Source organism: Streptomyces sp. GL_141 (genome assembly GCF_057834385.1).
The window spans coordinates 3,032,715-3,048,033 of sequence record NZ_CM174402.1; the positions used below are offsets into that span (position 1 = coordinate 3,032,715).

The window sequence follows — 15,319 nt, forward strand, 5'->3', positions numbered from 1 at the left end:
CCTCGGGCTTGGACTCCATGGTTTGTAGAGTGCGGCCATGTGGAACCGCAGCTTTCTGATCCTCCATGGCGTCGAGAACCGCCGCCCGGCCGAGCACTGGCAGTACGACCTCGCCCAGCAGCTCCGAGCACAGCGGGAGCAGGTCTTCTACCCTCAACTGCCCGATCCCGACGGCCCGGCACTCGCCGCCTGGACCGGGGCGATCGAAGCCGAGCTGGACATGATGCGCGGGGAGCGCATCGTCGTCTGCCACAGCCTGGCCTGCGTGGCCTGGCTCCACCTCGCGGCCGACCGCGGTGACGTACCCGCCGCCGATCGCGTGCTCTTGGTGAGTCCGCCGGGGCCGTCGGCGTTCTCCTGGGACGTGATCGCCGGGTTCACGCCCGCGCCCCTCGATCTGACCGGCTTGAAGCTCGCCGTGGCAACGCCTCGGCTGGCATGCTCCGACAACGACCCGTACTGCCCGGAGGGCGCCGCCGAGGTCTTCGGTCAGCCGCTGGGGTGCGACGTCGATCTCCTGGCGGGCGCCGGGCACGTGACCGTTTCGGACGGCTACGGTCCCTGGCCGTCGGTGCTGGACTGGTGTCTGGATCCCACCACACGCTTGGCCGTCAACTAGCCACGACGGACGGGGAGGGGCTGGCCTTCCCCCCTCGATGCCGCGCCGGTCGAGTCGGCGCTGCGGCGCCGGGTCTCCTCTAGATGGCAGTTGATGTAGGAGACGAGGCTGAGCGGGTCCCGGGGGTTGTCGGCCTGGAAGGTGATGCGGCGCAGGAGGCTGACTCCGTCGAGTGCGATGCCCTCGCGGGCGAGGACGAAGACGAGGGCGAGGAAGGCGGAGCGGGCGTTGCCGTCGTCGAAGGGATGGAAGAAGCAGACGTCGAGATAGGCACGGGCGGCGCGGGCCGTCAGCCCGAGGGGTCGGCCGACGTCGGATGCGCTCTCGGCCAGGCACGCGTCGAAGCGGGCCGGTGTGTCCGGTCCGATGCCGTAGCGTTCCCGGCTTCCCTTGGCGAAGGCGGGCGAGGTGCGGAACCGTGGCGGCTGCGGGGTGCCCATGAGGTGCTGCTGCCAGCTGCTGAGCAGGGTGAAGTCGAGCCGCGCTCCGCGTGCCGCGTCTGCTCGGACCAGTTCCAGGGCGTTGAGCAGGCCTTGGGCTCGGGCGGGGTCGATGGCGCCGTCGAAGGCCCGGATGTCCTCCGCCGCGCCGTCGTGAAGAGGCACCACCGGTCCGTCCGCACCGCCGTCCGGGATCTCGTGCCACGGCACCGGTTCGCGTACCGCGAGCCAGCGCTGCAAGTGGTCTTGAGTCGGCGAGTCTGCGCGCGTTCGGCCATCGGCCGGCTGCAGGGAGAGCGCGAGCTGCTCCGCGATGTCGTCGACCACCACCGTGTCAGGACCGGTCCAGCTGTGGAAGCGTCCACCGATCGCCTCGCCGACCAGGCCCTGGGCCACGTCGGGCGCGACTCCCCACCGGTTGAGGAACCAGGTGAGCACTTGGCTGCAGTGACCGTGCCAGCCGCTGCCGCACCCGGTGCGGTCGACGACCTGCAGGATCAGGTTCCTCGCCGTGCGCTCCCACAAGATCCGCTGATCTTCGATATCGGTCAGGTCCAAGGGGTAAGCCTCGAACCAGCCGGCGAGGTACTCCAGCCACTCGCGCCACTCACACAGGGCCGCCTCGACACGGGCCAGCGTCTCTTCCGACGTCGTGATCGAGTGCTGCGGGCAGCACCAGTTGCCCACCGGTCCGCCGTCGAAATCCCCCTCGTCGTGCGCCCAGCGCCACCCGACGGTCCACCTGCCGTAGTGCTGGACAAGGGCGTACGACATGGCGTCGGCCCAGGACTTGGCCTCGCCGTAGCTCCAGGCGCTCATCGCGGGGCCCCCGAAAGGGAGGTTCGGGCGGACGGGCACACACCGGGCCGGGCCGAGCGAGCGCACCGTCCGCGCTACGGATGCGCCATCGAAGGGGTGACGGGCGGGGTCCACGTCGTCCCACTTCAGGAAGCCAGGAGCCAATTCGACGATCACCGCGCAAGCCTGCCAGGCCCGCCCGGCGCCCCCAAGCGGTTTTCCCCGCTCAGGTGCGCGACGGCGTTGCGGTTGTCCGCACTGCGACAACCCCGCAGCTGGAGCGCGCTCCGCCCGATGTCGGGGACGCCGCACTGCGGGCGCCCTGGTCAGGATGCCGGGCTCGGGCGCGCCACCAGGTATCCGGCGGCCCCGGCGACCGGCAGGCTCGCCCAGGTGCGGGTCCCGCCGCCGGGCTCCCGGGACTCCCCGAAGCCCCAGGCCCCGCCGCAGTCCCGCACGACGGCGGCCATGACCCGTAGGGCCGCCCTGCGGCGGGCCTCGCAGTGGGCGGCGAGGCGGGGGTGGGTGTGGGGAGTGTGCCCGTCGTACACCGTGAGGCGGAGAGCCCCCTCCCGGTGCCGCAGAGCGAGATACAGGCTCCGCCCGGGGTCCAAGTACCAGGCAGCGGCAACGAGTTCCCCCACCACCTGCACCGCGGCGGGCACGACCCGGTCGAGGCGGTGGGCGTGGAGCACGGACCGTACGGTGCTGCGCGCGATCTGGCCGCTGTACGGCTCCCCGGGCACGGTCAGGCTGCACGACAGCCCGTCGGGCGACGGCGGCTCATCCGCTGGCGGGCAGGCATCGAAGCAGCCGGGGCTGGGGGGCATGAAGGGGCTCAGCATGACGGACTCCCTGTCGTGAGTCGGTTGCTCTCGCGTTTGGTGGGGGCAGTGGCTCGTCGCCGAGGCCGAGGCCGAGGCCGAGGCCCAGGCATGCTGCGGCGATGCACTTCCAACTCCCTTGCGTGAGCGGTGCACTACCCAAGGTAGCGAAGGGGGTGGTCAATTCGCCACCTGAGTACGGGAATTAGCCCACTATGGATCCAGAGGCCCTCGGCACGGCAGACTGCAGCCATGCCCCCAAGGACCTCGCCGACCGAACGACAGAAGCGACTGGGCGCCGAGCTACGCAGGTTGCGGCTGGCAGCAGACGTCTCCGCCGAGTCCGCCGCAGGACTCCTCGGTATCGACCGCTCCAAGATCTCCGCCATCGAGCAGGGGATCCGCACCATCAGCGAGGAGCGCCTCCGGTCACTGGCCTGCCACTGCGACTGCGCCGACGAGCGGTACATCGACGCGCTCGTTGCCATGGCTCAACCCCAGAAGCGAGGCTGGTGGGAGCGCTACCGGGGCAAGTTGTCGTCGGCGATACTCGACATCGCGGAGCTCGAATCGCACGCAATCCGGATCCGGTGCGCGCATTCGGTACACATCCCGGGACTCCTGCAAACCAGCGATCACGCCCTCGCCGTGTTCCGGTTTGCGGTACCGGCCCTCCCGGAGTCAGAAGCCGCCCTCCGGCTGGCGCATAGGCTGGAACGTCAGCAGGTACTGGAGGGCGACTCGCCACCCGAGTACGTCGCCGTCCTGCACGAAGCAGCGTTGCGGATGCAGTTCGGTGGCCGCAAAGTCGCGCGGGCTCAGCTGGAGCACCTACTCCAGGTTTCCGAACGGGACAACGTCGTCGTCCGGGTGCTCCCCTTCGAGGCCGGAGGGTTCCCCGGCGCCGGCCAGACGGTCAACTACCTGGAGGGACCAGTGCCACAGCTCGACACCGTGCAGAGTGACAGCACGCACGGGCCTGACTTTCTGCACACCGAGGTCCAACTATCCAAGTACCGCGCCCAACTCGACTGGACGGAACGGCTCAGCCTTGCGCCCGACGAGTCCCGTGACTTCATCCACGATCTGGCGCGCCAACTGTGAGGGGAACGATGGCCGACATCACCTGGGAAGACCCCTATTGCGCTGAGGCCAGCGCTTGCTACCGGATCGGGGTGGACGGGGACGGCAACAGCTACATAGCCCTCTCCGGCCAGGAGGACTCCTACCTCACGGACACCCGCGAGGCCCTGCAACAGCTGATCCGGGACATCAAGGCCGGCAAGGCCGACCACCTACTGACGGACTGACCCCGCCCCCCGCCGGAGCGGGTGACGGGGTCCGGTCGCTACTTGCCGCTGCGCGGGAAGGTGATTTCCACGCGACGGTTCTTCTTGCGGCCTTCCTCGGTGCCGTTGTCGGCGATCGGGTAGTCCTCGCTGTAGCCGCGTACGTCGAAGGTGACGCTGGGATTGGTCACCGTCTTCGCCAGCTCGGCCTGGACCGCGTCGGCGCGCTTCTTCGAGAGTTCCTTGCCGTGCTCGTAGCTGCCCTGGTCGTCGGTGAAGCCGAAGACGCGGACGGTGGTGGCCTTCTGGGAGTTGATCTCCTGCGCGATGGCCTGGATACGGGCGGCGGCCTGAGCATTGAAGACGGCACTGTCCTCGGGGAACATCACCTCGGATTGCAGCGCCATCATGACGGTCTGGTTCGTCTCTTGGCGCCGTTCCTCGCCGCCTAGGTCTTCGACGACCTCGACCATATCCAGCACCTTGGAGGGTGCGAGCACGCCGCCCTGCGGAAGCTTCAACCCCGGGGAGTCGGGCCTGATGGGCGGGGGCGCCGAGGCTGAAGGTTCGGTGCCCGGGGGCACGGATGGCGTGACATCGTCCGCGTAGGCACTGGTCGCGCCGATGAAATGGGCCCCGGCGATGACGAGGCTGGCGACGGCTGTGGCAGCTGTGATGCGATGGCGTTTGGTCATGGGGTCACCCGGATATTTTGATGGTGGCCGCGGCAAAGGTCGGCAGACCGAACACGACCTCGGTGGTAGTGGCCGGTGGCGAGGGGAACTGGGCGAAGAAGGCGATGCTCTCCCCACCCTTGATGTTCAAGAGACCAGTAGTGCACGCACACCGTCCCTCCGTGTCACGCAGCACGAGGTAGCGCTTCTTGCCCACAGCATCGACCAGACTCGCGCCAGCGACTGACCCGGGACTGGCCGTCCTCTCTTCGCCGCGCAAGGTCCCGAAGTTGGAGAACGTCTTGGAACCTGTGTTCTTGATCTGACCGTTGACGGTGACGTACCCGTCTTGGTCTCGTACAGCCGAATTGAGCTCCAAGACGATGTCGGACGGCCCTTGCGCCGTAGCAATCACCTCAAGAGGTCCCGAGCCCTTGCTCGCAGTGGGCGCGGGCTGCTGAGGGCTACTCCCCTGACTCTGGGGAGTCTCGGACTTCGTTGGCTCCTTGGCCTTCTCGCCGTCTCCGCCGCATCCGGCCAACGTGAGGGCCAAGACCGCCGCAACCGCAACGGCCGCTCCCCCGCGGACCTTCGCCTTCTGCCGCATGCTCATGTACGCCTTTTCCTTGTCTCTCGTTGGATGTCAGTCGGCCAGTCGCACAACGAAGAGTTTCCTCGCCAGCTTGTACAAAGAGCCGGGATCCGACGGATTCACGACGATCACCGATCCGTCCCGGCACTGAATGTCGACAGGCCCGCCACCCTCGGGCGGTGGCGGGGTGGGTGCGGGGTGCAGGGTGCACCGTGGTTCGATCAAGGCCGTTGCGGTAGCGCGGGCACGCACGTTCTCGGTCCCCGGGATGACCGAGTCCCCGACCGTGCCGTTGGTGATCACCGAGACGGTGAACTCCGGGACGTCGAAGTCGCATTCCGCAGTGGCGTCGTTCGTGCTGGCGAAGGCATTCGCCTTGGAACAAGCCCCCGCGGTATCGAAGCGACGGCCCCTGATGATCTCCTCCCACTCCGCCGGTGTGAGGGTGAGGAGATTCCTGCCCCGGAACGCGTTGTCCCTGACCTCCTGGGCAGCCGCGAGCGCCGCCGCGTCGGCGGCGCCCTGCGCATCGCTGCGCGTGGCCCCCGCCATCCCGACGACGACGAAGGCCAACGCGGCAAAGAGCAGGAAGGCCATCATCGCGGCGTAGAAGGGGATGACCTGGCCCCGATCGCGCGAGCCCGCCACGATCATCCGCCGGTGATTTCCCCCAGGACCGTGGTGATGGCACCCGCGATGTTGCCCGCGAGACCAGACGCAATGATCGCCGCGATGATCAACGCGATGATCACGATGATCCCCAGATACTCGAAGACCGTCTGCCCCTCGTCCGCCCCCCGCCGAAGGCGGTTCTTCCGTTCGACGATCGCCTTGAGCAGCTTGAGGTTCTGCATGGGAGTCCTCTCCAGAGCCGGCGCCGTTATCGGTTCGCGGACGGTACGTCGTCGCACCAGCAGTTGCAAAGGGTCCCGGGACCCAATTACGGACCCACTGCGCACTCCGTCTACCCATGGCCAGCCACCCCCGGACGGGCGGTTCCCAGCCAACGGGCTATCGCCTCGCTGCGCGTGGCGGTCTGGAGCTTCGCGAAGATCCGGTTGATGTGGTTCTTGACCGTCTTCTCGCTGATAAAGCAACTGGCTGCGATCTGCTGGTTACTCATGCCGGAAGCGATGAGATCCATGACCTCCTCCTCACGCGAACTCAGGCCGTACACAGCATGGTTGGGAAGACGCTCCGAAGACTGTCCCACAGTTCGTTGCGGATGCGAAGAGGCCCGGAGTTCCGTGAGCACCGCGCTCGCCGCCGTCGGGCTGAAATGTGCGCGGCCCGCGCTGACGTCGCGGACGGCCGCCACGAGGTGATCCGGCGTGAATTCGCCGTGCACCAAGTAGCCGCCCGCACCCAGCAGCAGCGCCTCGCGGACGATCTCTGACTCCTGGCTGTACGTCAGCATCAGCACCGGAGCGAGCTGCACGAGGTGGGGCAGCGCCGAGATGCCGTCCACCCCCGGCATCCGGACGTCCAGGAGGACCACGTCGGGGGCGTGGAGCCGTGTCAGGTGCAGCGCCTCACGGCCGTCCGCCGCCTCGGCCGCCACTTCGAAGCCCTCCACCGCGCCCAGGAGGGCCGCCAGGCCCGCCCGTACGACCGGGTTGTCGTCGGCGATCAGGACGCGCAGCGGCAGCGTCATCACGCACCCCTCCCCGTCGAAGGGAGGGCGGACAGGGGAAGTGTCAGCCGGACCTGCGTCCCCGGCCGCCCGCCGGGCCGGGCTCCGATGTGGAGGCGGGCGCCGATCGCGGCGGCTCGCTCCGCCATGCCGAGCAGGCCGAAGCGGCCCGCCGAGGCCAGCGCCGCGAGGTCCATGCCGCCCGGGAGGCCCCGGCCGTCGTCCTTGATCACCAGCACCAGGTCGGTGTCGTCCACGGCCGCCTCGACCTTGATCCGAGCCGCCCCCGCGTGCCGCCGGGCGTTCTCCACCGCCTCCCCGGCCACCGCCAGCACGTGGCGGGCCACCGGAGAGGGCACCACCGGGAGGGTGCCCTTCACGCGCAGCTCGGCCGCGTTACCGCCCATCCGGGCCCGGAGTTCCGTGGCCAGGGACACCTCCGGCGCGTCCAAGTCCCGCCGCAGGTCCGCCAGTACGTCCCGGGACTCCGCAGCCGCGCGGCGGGCCGCCCCGGCCACCAGGTCGGCCTTGCTGCGGAGCGCAGCCGGGTCGGTCGTGCGGGTCAGGGAGTCGGCGGCCAGGGCCAGGCCGTGCAGGGTCTTCGAGACGGAGTCGTGCAACTCCCGGGCCAGGTGGTCCCGTTCGGCTTGGACCGCCTCCGCGACCGCCAGGCGGGCGCGGGTTTCCAGCAGGGCCTGGCCGGCCGTTCCGAAGCGGAGGAGCAGGTCGCGCAGGGAGGCTCCGATCGCGCCCGCCAGGACGCAGAGCATCGACAGCATCAGGGCCTCGGCCACCACCGCGACCACGGCCGCCTGGATGCCCGCGTAGACCGCGGAGCCGCGCCAGCCGTAGGCGATCCCGGCCAGGAGCGGGGTGCACACCGAGGCGAGGAGGAGCGGGGAGCCGGGGGTGGCGGTGACGAGGAGGAGTCCGCTGAAGACCCAGTCGACCGCCAGGGGCCAGCGGTGGCGCAGGAGCAGCGGTCCGAAGCGCTCCCAGTCGCGGAACAGGGCGTAGGACAGCATGAAGGTGAGGAGCACCGCGCCGCCCGCCAGGTGGGTCGGTGCGCCGGGTGCCGTGCGGCTGAGCACCACCGGTGTGCCGAGGGCGATCATCACGAGGCGGAAGGCGAAGACCTGGCGGCACAGCGCCTGGAGGGCGTTGACCTGGAGGGCGATCGGCAGTTTCACCGCGGGCCGGGCGGATGGCCGGTCCCGGGCGGCGGCGGCGTACGCCGTGACGTCCAGCGAGGTGGCAGCCATGGCTCAGCCGCCCCCGAACAGGGCGCTGAAGTCGACGTCGGCTCCGTACACGAACCCGCCGATGAGGAGGATCATCGTGCCGGGCAGCATGAACGTCGTGACGGCGAAGGTGGCCCTCGGGACGGCCTTGGCGGCCCGGCGGCGGGCGTTCTGGGCGTCGGTGCGGCGCATGTCCTCGGCGATGGCGATCAGGGTGTCGACGATCGGGGAGCCCAGTTCCTCGCCCTGCTGGAGGGCGGTGACGAACTGCGCGACCTGCTCGGAGTCGTTGCGGCGGCGCAGTTCGTCGAAGGCCTGGCGGCGGCTGACGCCCATGGTCATCTGTTGCAGGGTGATCCGGATCTCGTCGGACCAGGGGCCCTCGTACTTGTCCGCGACCCGTTCCAGCGCCGGCCGGAAGCCGATCCCGGCGCTGACGACCACCGCCAGTACGTCCAGGAAGTCGGGCAGGGTCCGCTCGATGTGGTCGCGGCGGATCCGGATCGCCGACCAGAGGCCGGCCTCGATCCAGAACACCCCGAAGGCGACCATGACCAGTGCCAGGACCAGCTGCCCGTTGATCAGCATGGCGAAGGCGCCCACGCCGCCGAGGAGGGCGTACACGGCGCGGCGGGCGGCGTAACGGTCGATGGTCAGGCCGGAGGGGTTGCCGGCGCGGTCGATCTGGCGGCGTTTGCGCGCCACCCGGTCGGGGCCCATCAGGCGCAGTATCAGCGGCGCGTAGCGGATGCCGGCGCGGTCGATGAGCGAGCCGACGGCCGTCGTACGGGTGGCGCCGACCTCCAGGGCCAGCATCAGGTCGCTGGGGAGTTTGGTGTCGGCGCGGTAGAGCCGGATGCCGTGGAACACGCCGAAGACCGACAGGGCCACGGCCAGGGCGAGGAGCAGGGCGATCATTCCGGCAGCCTCCTCAGACGGCGATCTTGGTCAGGCGGCGGATGAAGACGAAGCCGAGCGCGAAGAGCCCGAGGGCGATCAGGACGGCGCTCTGCCCGACGACGGATCCCGTCATGCGGTCCAGGGCGCCGGGCATCATCGCGTCCACGAGGAGCAAGGAACCGACCCCCATCACCGGGACCAGGTACGCCGTGACCGTCACCTGGGACAGCTGCGTACGGACCTCGCGGCGGGTTTCCTTGCGCTGTTCCAGCGTCACCGTGAGGTTGCGCAGGCTCCCCACGATGGCGCCGCCCGCGCGGGCGGACAGGACGAGGGTGGAGACCAGGACGACCAGTTCACGGGAGGGCAGGCGCTCCTCGATCTCGCCCAGGGCCTCCTCCATGGAGTGCCCGACCGCGAGCCGGTCGGCGACCCGCGCCAGTTCCTCGCCGGCCGGGGCCTCCAGCTCCTCGGCCGCCATGCCGATGGCCGTGCGCAGGGCCAGGCCGGCCTGGGTGGCGTTGGCGAGGATCCGGGCCACGTCGGGGAGCTGGTTGATGAACCGCTCGGTGCGGCGCGCCCGCTGCCAGTTGAGGAAGGCGTTGGCCCCCCACAGGGCGATCAGTCCGGCGACCGGGCCGAAGAACGGGGCCAGGAAGGAGGCCGAGACCAGCCAGATCCCGGAGACCGTGGCCAGCATGTAGACGAAGTACTCGCCGACGGTGAGGTCCAGGCCGGTCACCGCGAGCTTGCGCTCGATGCCGCGGCCCAGCTGGGTCTTGCGCAGGCGCCGGTCCACGCCCTGGAAGCGCCGCGTGCGGCCGAGGGGTGCCGGGAGGCCGCTCGCCGAGAGGCGCTCGATGAGCGCGGCGCGCTGGGCGCGGCCGGTGGCGTAGGCGTGGATGCCGAGGACCGCCAGCACGCAGGTCAGCAGCGTGGCGCCGAGGGTGAGGGAGATCAGTGGGTTCACAGGGCGGTCCGGGTGATGCGGGCGGGGAGGGGGCCGGTCAGCGGATCGGCCAGCGGATCAGTCCGCGGGTCGGCGAAGGGCGCGTCCGCCGGAGCGACCCCGAAGGCCTGCGGGATCGGCTGGTTGTTCATGTAGAGGCGGTCGGCGAGCCAGCGGGGCAGCGGGTAGTACTCGAAGCGGCCGTGGACGCGGCCGTCGGAGCTCATGGGCTGGGCGGCGAAACGGCAGACCGTCGTGATCCGGAAGGGCTCGCGGCCGTGCGAGTCGAGGAGGGAGATCTCGGTGATGCGGCGGGTGCCGTCGCCGAAGCGGGTCAGCTGGACGATGATGTTGACGGCGCTGTTGATCTGGTCCTGGAGGGCCTCGAAGGGGACCTCCACCTCCGACATGGACGCGAGGGTCTGCAGGCGCATCAGGGCGTCGATCGCGCTGTTCGCGTGCACGGTGGCGAGCGAGCCGTCGTGACCGGTGGACATCGCCTGGAGCATGTCGAGCGTCTCCCCGCCGCGGACCTCGCCGACGATGATGCGGTCGGGGCGCATGCGCAGGGAGTTGCGGACCAGGTCGCGGATGGTGATCTGGCCCTTGCCCTCCACGTTCGCCGGGCGGGATTCGAGCCGGATGACGTGCGCCTGCTGGAGCTGGAGCTCGGCGGAGTCCTCGATGGTGATGATGCGCTCGCCCTCCGGGATCAGTCCGGAGAGGGCGTTGAGGAGGGTGGTCTTGCCGGTGCCGGTGGCGCCGGAGACGATCACGTTCAGCTTGGCCGTCACCAGGCCCGACAGGAGCAGGAGCATCTGCTCGTCCAGGGAGCCGAGGCCGATCATCTCGTGCAGGGTGAAGGCCCGGGGGAAGCGGCGGATCGTGAGGGTGGCGCCGGTCAGGGAGAGCGGCGGGATGATCACGTTGACGCGCTCGCCGCTGGGCAGGCGGGCGTCGACCATCGGATTGGCCTCGTCCACCCGACGGTTGACCGTGGAGACGATGCGCTCGATGGTCTGCATCAGCTGCTCGTGCGAGGCGAAGCGGAGCGGGAGCTGCTCCACGCGGCCGGAACGCTCCACGAAGATCTGGTCGGGGCCGTTGACCATGATCTCGGAGATGGTGGGGTCTTCGAGGAGCGGTTCGAGCACGCCGAGGCCGAGGGCCTCGTCGACGACGCGGCGGATGAGCTGGGACCGCTCGACGGTGGAGAGGACCGGGCCCTCGCGGCTGATGATGTGGCCGAGCACGCGCTCCAGGCGCGCGCGGCGCTCCGCGGGCGCGAGCGCGGACATCTCGGCGAGGTCGATCTCCTCCAGCAGTTTGGCGCGGTACGAGGAGACCAGGCGGCCGTCCTCGCGCGGATTGTGCCGCTCGTCGGGGGTGTTGACCCTGGAACGCAGGCTCATGGTCCGGTCACCTCGGGGTCGTCGTTGGGCATGACGGCGCTCCGGGTGACCGTCCGGTCGCCCACGCCGGGCACGACGGATTCGATCGTGAGGGTCACCGTCATCCGGACCGAGTTCCGGTTCGTGGCCCGCTCGATCTGTGCTCCCGCGGCGAGGTTCGACGAGATCGCCGCACGGCCGGCGGCCGCGCCCTCGCCCGGATCGCGGGCCTCCACGCGGGCCGCCGTACGGGCGGCGGTCTGGGCCTGCTGGACCACGTACGCGGACCAGCCCAGCTGGATGCCGCCGAGCCCGACCAGCAGCAGGATGGGGAGGAAGCCGATGTACTCCAGGGCGACTTGACCCTTGTCGCGGTCACCGCGGCGGATGCCGCGGATGACGTGGATGCCACGGATGCCACCGACAGCGCGCATCCCGCGGCTGCCCGTCCCGGTCCGGATCCGGTTCATCTCAGTCCCTCCTCGTAGGGGGAGCCGCCCGTGCCGATGATGGGAACGCCGATGTTGAACCCGGGGAAGAGGATGGGGAGGTTGAGCCGGACCTCGGCCTTGTAGAGGTTCCCCGACTTCCCGCAGGCCGCGGCGGGCATGGTCCAGGCGCCGCCGATGTGCTCCCCCGCGGCCTCCTGGCAGGCGCCGGCGCCGTGCACCGCTCCGGCCCGGGCCGCCTCGTCCGCGGCGTTCCCGGCCAGGGAGAAGGCGTAGCCGATCAGCACGCACTCCCACACCGCCACCACGGTCAGCAGGATGTAGGGCAGCATGCCGACGAACTCGAAGACGACCTGCCCGTCGTCCCCGCGCTCCCGCCACCGGAACCGTCTGCGACCCGCCACCCCTCAGCCCTCCCGCCCGCGCCGCGACCACGGCCCGAGTGCGCCCCGGTCGCCCTTGCCGCGCAGCCTGGACACCGCGCCGGAGCCGCGTACGGCCAGGGCCGCGCCGGGCTCGGCCGCCGCCGGGGCGTCCTGGGCCTCCGGGGCGGTCAGCAGGCCCAGTTCGCCCGCCACCGTCCACAGGGCCTGCTTGACCGTCGAGCGGTTGTCGAGGTCCTGGACCCGGCCCGCGTCCACGACGGCCTGCAGTTCCTTGAAGGCGGCCGGCACGGGGGTGCGTACGGCCCGGGTCTTGGTGATCTTCTCGATCAGGGCGGGCTGGATCTCGGTCTGCTTGGACCAGCGGTTGACGACCATGGTCGTCTCCTCCGCCTTCCTGACCTGGAGCCGCTCCCACATCCGGACCATCCGCTTGGCCGCCCGGACCGCGACCACGTCCGGGGTGGTGACCAGGACGGCCACGTCCGCGAGCTCCACCGCCGCCGCGTTGGCGCCGGTGACCTGGGTGCCGCAGTCGATGACGACCAGTTCGTAGCGGGCCCGCAGGGCGGCGATCACGTGCCGGGCGGCCCGGTCGTCGACCTCCTCTCCGCGCTCCCCGTCGGCCGGGGCCAGGAGCAGCGCGAGGCCGGTGCGGTCGTCGTAGACCGCGTCCTGGAGGACCCGCGCGGAGATGTCCTGGATACCGGCGAGGTCGGCGATGGAGCGGCGGAACTGCACGTCGAGGTAGGAGCCGACGTCGCCGGCCTGGAGGTCCAGGTCGACCAGGGCCGTACGCCGCCCCGCCGCCACCGCGGCGAGCGCGAACTGCACGGCCGCGAAGGTGGCGCCGACCCCGCCCTTGGCCCCGGTGACCGTGACCACCTTGCCGCCCGGGCCGCTGGGCAGTTCCGGGCCCCGGCCCAGGTGGCGGCGTACGCCCACGGACCACTGGGCGGCGGCCTGGACGCGGGCGGCGAGCTCCTCGTAGGCGAGGGGCAGGCCGACCAGGCCGCGGGCGCCGGAGTCCATGGCGGCGGAGAAGAGCGCGGGGCTCGCGTCGGAGGTGAGGAGGACGACGCCGACCGCGGGGAAGCGCAGGGCGACCTCGCGGATCAGCTCCAGGGCGGGGAGCGGACCGATCCGCTCGTGTACGAGGACCACCTCGGGCAGCTCGTCGATGGACTCGGAGGCCAGCCGGGCGAGCGTGTCGAGGAGGAAGGTGGAGTCGGGGACGGGGGCGGCCGGTTCGGCGCCCGGGAGCTGGCTGAGGAGGGTGGCGATGACGCGGGCGGACTCCGGGTCGCCGGCCGCGGGGAGGATGCGGGTGGTCATCGGCGCCTCACCGGTCCCCTTCAAGGGTGTAGAAGTGGTCGCCCGGGTTGGGCGCCGAGTCGGTGCCGGGGGCCACCAGGGCCAGGCGTACGTGCACCGCGAAGGACTCGGCGTAGGCCACGCGCTGGGTGTCCTTGGTGGACAGGGCGAAGGTGATCGGGACGGCGTCGGTGGTGCTCTTCTTGTCGGCGTCCTTGCTGTCGATCGGGGTGAGCTTGCCGACGTTGATGACGCGGGCGTTGGCCACCATGAGCACGGACTGGTCGGGGTCGGTCGGCTTCTTGCCCTTGTAGGTGCCGATGATGTTGACCTTGGCGCCGGGGGTGACCTTTCCGGCCACGCCCGTGGAGGCGTCGATCATGATCGCGATCTCCTGCTCGCCGGGCTGGAGCTTCGGCTTGTCGACGAACATGTCGTTCTGGAGCAGCGAGCCCTTCTTCAGGGAGGTGAGCGCCAGCTTGTCCTTGAGCACGCCCAGGTCGGTGACGGCGGTCTCGGACAGCCATCGCTTGGGGACCGTGACCTGCTCGAACTGGCCGGCCGCCAGGGGGGTGTACGGGGCTATGTCGCCCTTCACCCGGTAGGCGACGACCTCGTTGCCGACCTTGGAGTTGACGTCTCCCATCACCACGAGGACTCCGCCGAAGGCGGCGAGGGCGCACAGGACCGACAGGATCAGCAGGATGACGCCGCGGCGCTGGCGTGAATTCATGGCCGTCTTACCTCGCCGTTCTTCATTCGTTCGGGCCGGTCAGTGTCTGGGTCTGGATCTGGGGCGGAGCCGGTCCGCGGATGAGGCTGCGGAGGCCCCCGCCGCTGCCGTCGGCGGGGGCGGCTGCGGTGCGAGGAGCGGGGCGGCGCAGAAGCCGCAGCGGTCGCCGATGAGCTCGAAGCCGCACCAGCGGCATTCCTCGCGGCGGACCGAGGCGACGAGCTGGTAGAGGACCGAGGGGTCCGGGATGGCGGCCGCGAACTCCACCAGCTTCGGTGTGGCCCACCAGGCGGGCGAGTCGGCGGGCAGCGGGTTCTCCATGACGCCCTGGACCCGCCAGGCGGGGGCCAGGTCGGAGGCCACCCAGTCGGAGGTGAGCTGGCCGCGGGCGAAGGTGAGGTGGGTGGCGAAGTCGGGGCCCGGGGGGAGCGTGGCGCCGCCGCCGTGGGTTCCACCGGAGCCCGAGCCCAGTTTGACCAGGTGCGGGGTCGGGTGGGCCAGTACGGCGAACTGGGCGTTCGGGGACCAGGACTTGGCGTGCGCCTTCAGCCCGACCGGCACCCGGTCCAGCTTGGCGACCGAGCCGAGCAGCGCGCCCGCGTAGATGTAGTGCGTGAGTAACCGGGCGGCGGAGGCGAGGACCCCGGGGCTGAAGTCGCAGACGCTGAGCTGGCGCAGCTGACGTACCAGCAGTGCGGTGCCCAGCGGCGGGAGATCGACGTCGACGAGGGCGATCCGGTCGGTTTCCAGGATGGACCGGACGGTGTGCAGGCGGCGGACGGCGGAGGCGCGCAGCCAGGACGGTACGAGGACCACCAGGTGGCCGTGGCGCTCCAGCAGGCCGGCCGTCTGGGCGAGCGCGCCCTCCAGGTCGAGCTCCTCGGGCGGCGGCAGTACGGCGGCGGCCGGGGTGTGCCGGTCCGGGGCCGGCAGCACCAGATCGGCGCTGGTGACAGCAATGGCGATCGGCACGCGCATCCCCCCGTTCACCCGGTCATCCACGGGCGTTCCCCTGACCGAGGCGGGTGCGCGCATGCTGCGCGACCGCAAACGATCAACACCCTTCCCCCTTGCCCCAGCACCATATCCA

The 15,319-nt window shown here is 70.6% G+C and carries 19 protein-coding genes; 3 read left to right on the plus strand and 16 right to left on the minus strand.

Annotated elements, in window-relative coordinates:
* The first annotated feature begins 37 nt into the window (after positions 1-37).
* Entirely contained in the window at positions 38-619 is a 582-nt protein-coding gene (locus AC3IX6_RS12855; protein ID WP_489370248.1) for an RBBP9/YdeN family alpha/beta hydrolase, read from the plus strand.
* On the opposite strand, the gene AC3IX6_RS12860 is transcribed toward AC3IX6_RS12855, so the two are convergent.
* Together AC3IX6_RS12860 and AC3IX6_RS12865 are read right to left on the minus strand one after the other, a co-directional pair.
* Positions 616-1,878 carry a Fic family protein gene (locus AC3IX6_RS12860; RefSeq protein ID WP_489370249.1) on the minus strand — a complete coding sequence of 421 codons (1,263 nt, stop codon included), beginning with the start codon at positions 1,876-1,878 and terminating at the stop codon, positions 616-618. The two genes, AC3IX6_RS12855 and AC3IX6_RS12860, sit on opposite strands and share 4 nt — an antisense overlap.
* Positions 1,879-2,183: 305 nt before the next feature.
* Positions 2,184-2,702 (minus strand): ATP-binding protein, encoded by a 519-nt coding sequence (locus AC3IX6_RS12865; RefSeq protein WP_489370250.1) that lies wholly within the window; start codon positions 2,700-2,702, stop codon positions 2,184-2,186.
* 231 nt (positions 2,703-2,933) lie between these two features.
* On the opposite strand from AC3IX6_RS12865, the gene AC3IX6_RS12870 reads away from it, so the two are divergent.
* On the plus strand, positions 2,934-3,785 hold the full coding sequence (locus tag AC3IX6_RS12870) for a helix-turn-helix domain-containing protein (RefSeq protein WP_489370251.1): 852 nt from the start codon (positions 2,934-2,936) through the stop codon (positions 3,783-3,785).
* Between the two features lie 8 nt (positions 3,786-3,793).
* On the plus strand, positions 3,794-3,991 hold the full coding sequence (locus AC3IX6_RS12875) for a hypothetical protein (RefSeq protein WP_489370252.1): 198 nt from the start codon (positions 3,794-3,796) through the stop codon (positions 3,989-3,991).
* Positions 3,992-4,029: 38 nt separating this feature from the next.
* Here the strand turns inward: AC3IX6_RS12875 and AC3IX6_RS12880 are convergent, their stop codons facing one another.
* The 14 genes from AC3IX6_RS12880 to AC3IX6_RS12945 form a co-directional block, all read right to left on the minus strand.
* On the minus strand, positions 4,030-4,665 hold the full coding sequence (locus AC3IX6_RS12880; protein ID WP_489370253.1) for an OmpA family protein: 636 nt from the start codon (positions 4,663-4,665) through the stop codon (positions 4,030-4,032).
* Between the two features lie 4 nt (positions 4,666-4,669).
* A complete protein-coding gene (locus AC3IX6_RS12885; protein ID WP_489370254.1) occupies positions 4,670-5,257 on the minus strand; it encodes a hypothetical protein in 588 nt (195 codons plus the stop codon).
* 30 nt (positions 5,258-5,287) lie between these two features.
* Positions 5,288-5,890: a pilus assembly protein TadG-related protein gene (locus AC3IX6_RS12890; protein ID WP_489370255.1), complete on the minus strand. Its 603-nt coding sequence runs from the start codon at positions 5,888-5,890 to the stop codon at positions 5,288-5,290.
* A complete protein-coding gene (locus tag AC3IX6_RS12895; RefSeq protein WP_489370256.1) occupies positions 5,887-6,090 on the minus strand; it encodes a hypothetical protein in 204 nt (67 codons plus the stop codon). The genes AC3IX6_RS12890 and AC3IX6_RS12895 overlap by 4 nt, the downstream gene beginning before the upstream one ends.
* Before the next feature lie 110 nt (positions 6,091-6,200).
* Positions 6,201-6,890, minus strand: coding sequence for a response regulator (locus AC3IX6_RS12900; RefSeq protein ID WP_489370257.1), 690 nt, complete (start codon positions 6,888-6,890; stop codon positions 6,201-6,203).
* Positions 6,890-8,131: a sensor histidine kinase gene (locus AC3IX6_RS12905; RefSeq protein ID WP_489370258.1), complete on the minus strand. Its 1,242-nt coding sequence runs from the start codon at positions 8,129-8,131 to the stop codon at positions 6,890-6,892. Before AC3IX6_RS12905 ends, AC3IX6_RS12900 begins: the two co-directional genes overlap by 1 nt.
* A gap of 3 nt (positions 8,132-8,134) precedes the next feature.
* Positions 8,135-9,025, minus strand: a complete 891-nt coding sequence (locus tag AC3IX6_RS12910) for a DUF5936 domain-containing protein (protein ID WP_489371430.1) — start codon at positions 9,023-9,025, stop codon at positions 8,135-8,137.
* Positions 9,026-9,041: 16 nt separating this feature from the next.
* Positions 9,042-9,980 (minus strand): type II secretion system F family protein, encoded by a 939-nt coding sequence (locus AC3IX6_RS12915; RefSeq protein WP_489370259.1) that lies wholly within the window; start codon positions 9,978-9,980, stop codon positions 9,042-9,044.
* The gene (locus AC3IX6_RS12920; protein WP_489370260.1) at positions 9,977-11,371 is read right to left on the minus strand and encodes a TadA family conjugal transfer-associated ATPase; all 1,395 of its coding nucleotides are present in this window, start codon (positions 11,369-11,371) and stop codon (positions 9,977-9,979) included. The genes AC3IX6_RS12915 and AC3IX6_RS12920 overlap by 4 nt, the downstream gene beginning before the upstream one ends.
* On the minus strand, positions 11,368-11,820 hold the full coding sequence (locus AC3IX6_RS12925) for a TadE/TadG family type IV pilus assembly protein (RefSeq protein WP_489370261.1): 453 nt from the start codon (positions 11,818-11,820) through the stop codon (positions 11,368-11,370). The genes AC3IX6_RS12920 and AC3IX6_RS12925 overlap by 4 nt, the downstream gene beginning before the upstream one ends.
* Complete coding sequence (locus AC3IX6_RS12930; RefSeq protein ID WP_489370262.1) at positions 11,817-12,203, minus strand: TadE/TadG family type IV pilus assembly protein; 387 nt, start codon at positions 12,201-12,203, stop codon at positions 11,817-11,819. The genes AC3IX6_RS12925 and AC3IX6_RS12930 overlap by 4 nt, the downstream gene beginning before the upstream one ends.
* Before the next feature lie 3 nt (positions 12,204-12,206).
* Positions 12,207-13,517, minus strand: a complete 1,311-nt coding sequence (locus tag AC3IX6_RS12935) for a CpaE/TadZ family protein (protein ID WP_489370263.1) — start codon at positions 13,515-13,517, stop codon at positions 12,207-12,209.
* Positions 13,518-13,524: 7 nt separating this feature from the next.
* A complete protein-coding gene (gene cpaB, locus AC3IX6_RS12940) occupies positions 13,525-14,229 on the minus strand; it encodes a Flp pilus assembly protein CpaB (RefSeq protein ID WP_489370264.1) in 705 nt (234 codons plus the stop codon).
* A gap of 39 nt (positions 14,230-14,268) precedes the next feature.
* Complete coding sequence (locus AC3IX6_RS12945; protein ID WP_489371431.1) at positions 14,269-15,207, minus strand: hypothetical protein; 939 nt, start codon at positions 15,205-15,207, stop codon at positions 14,269-14,271.
* Positions 15,208-15,319 lie beyond the last annotated feature (112 nt).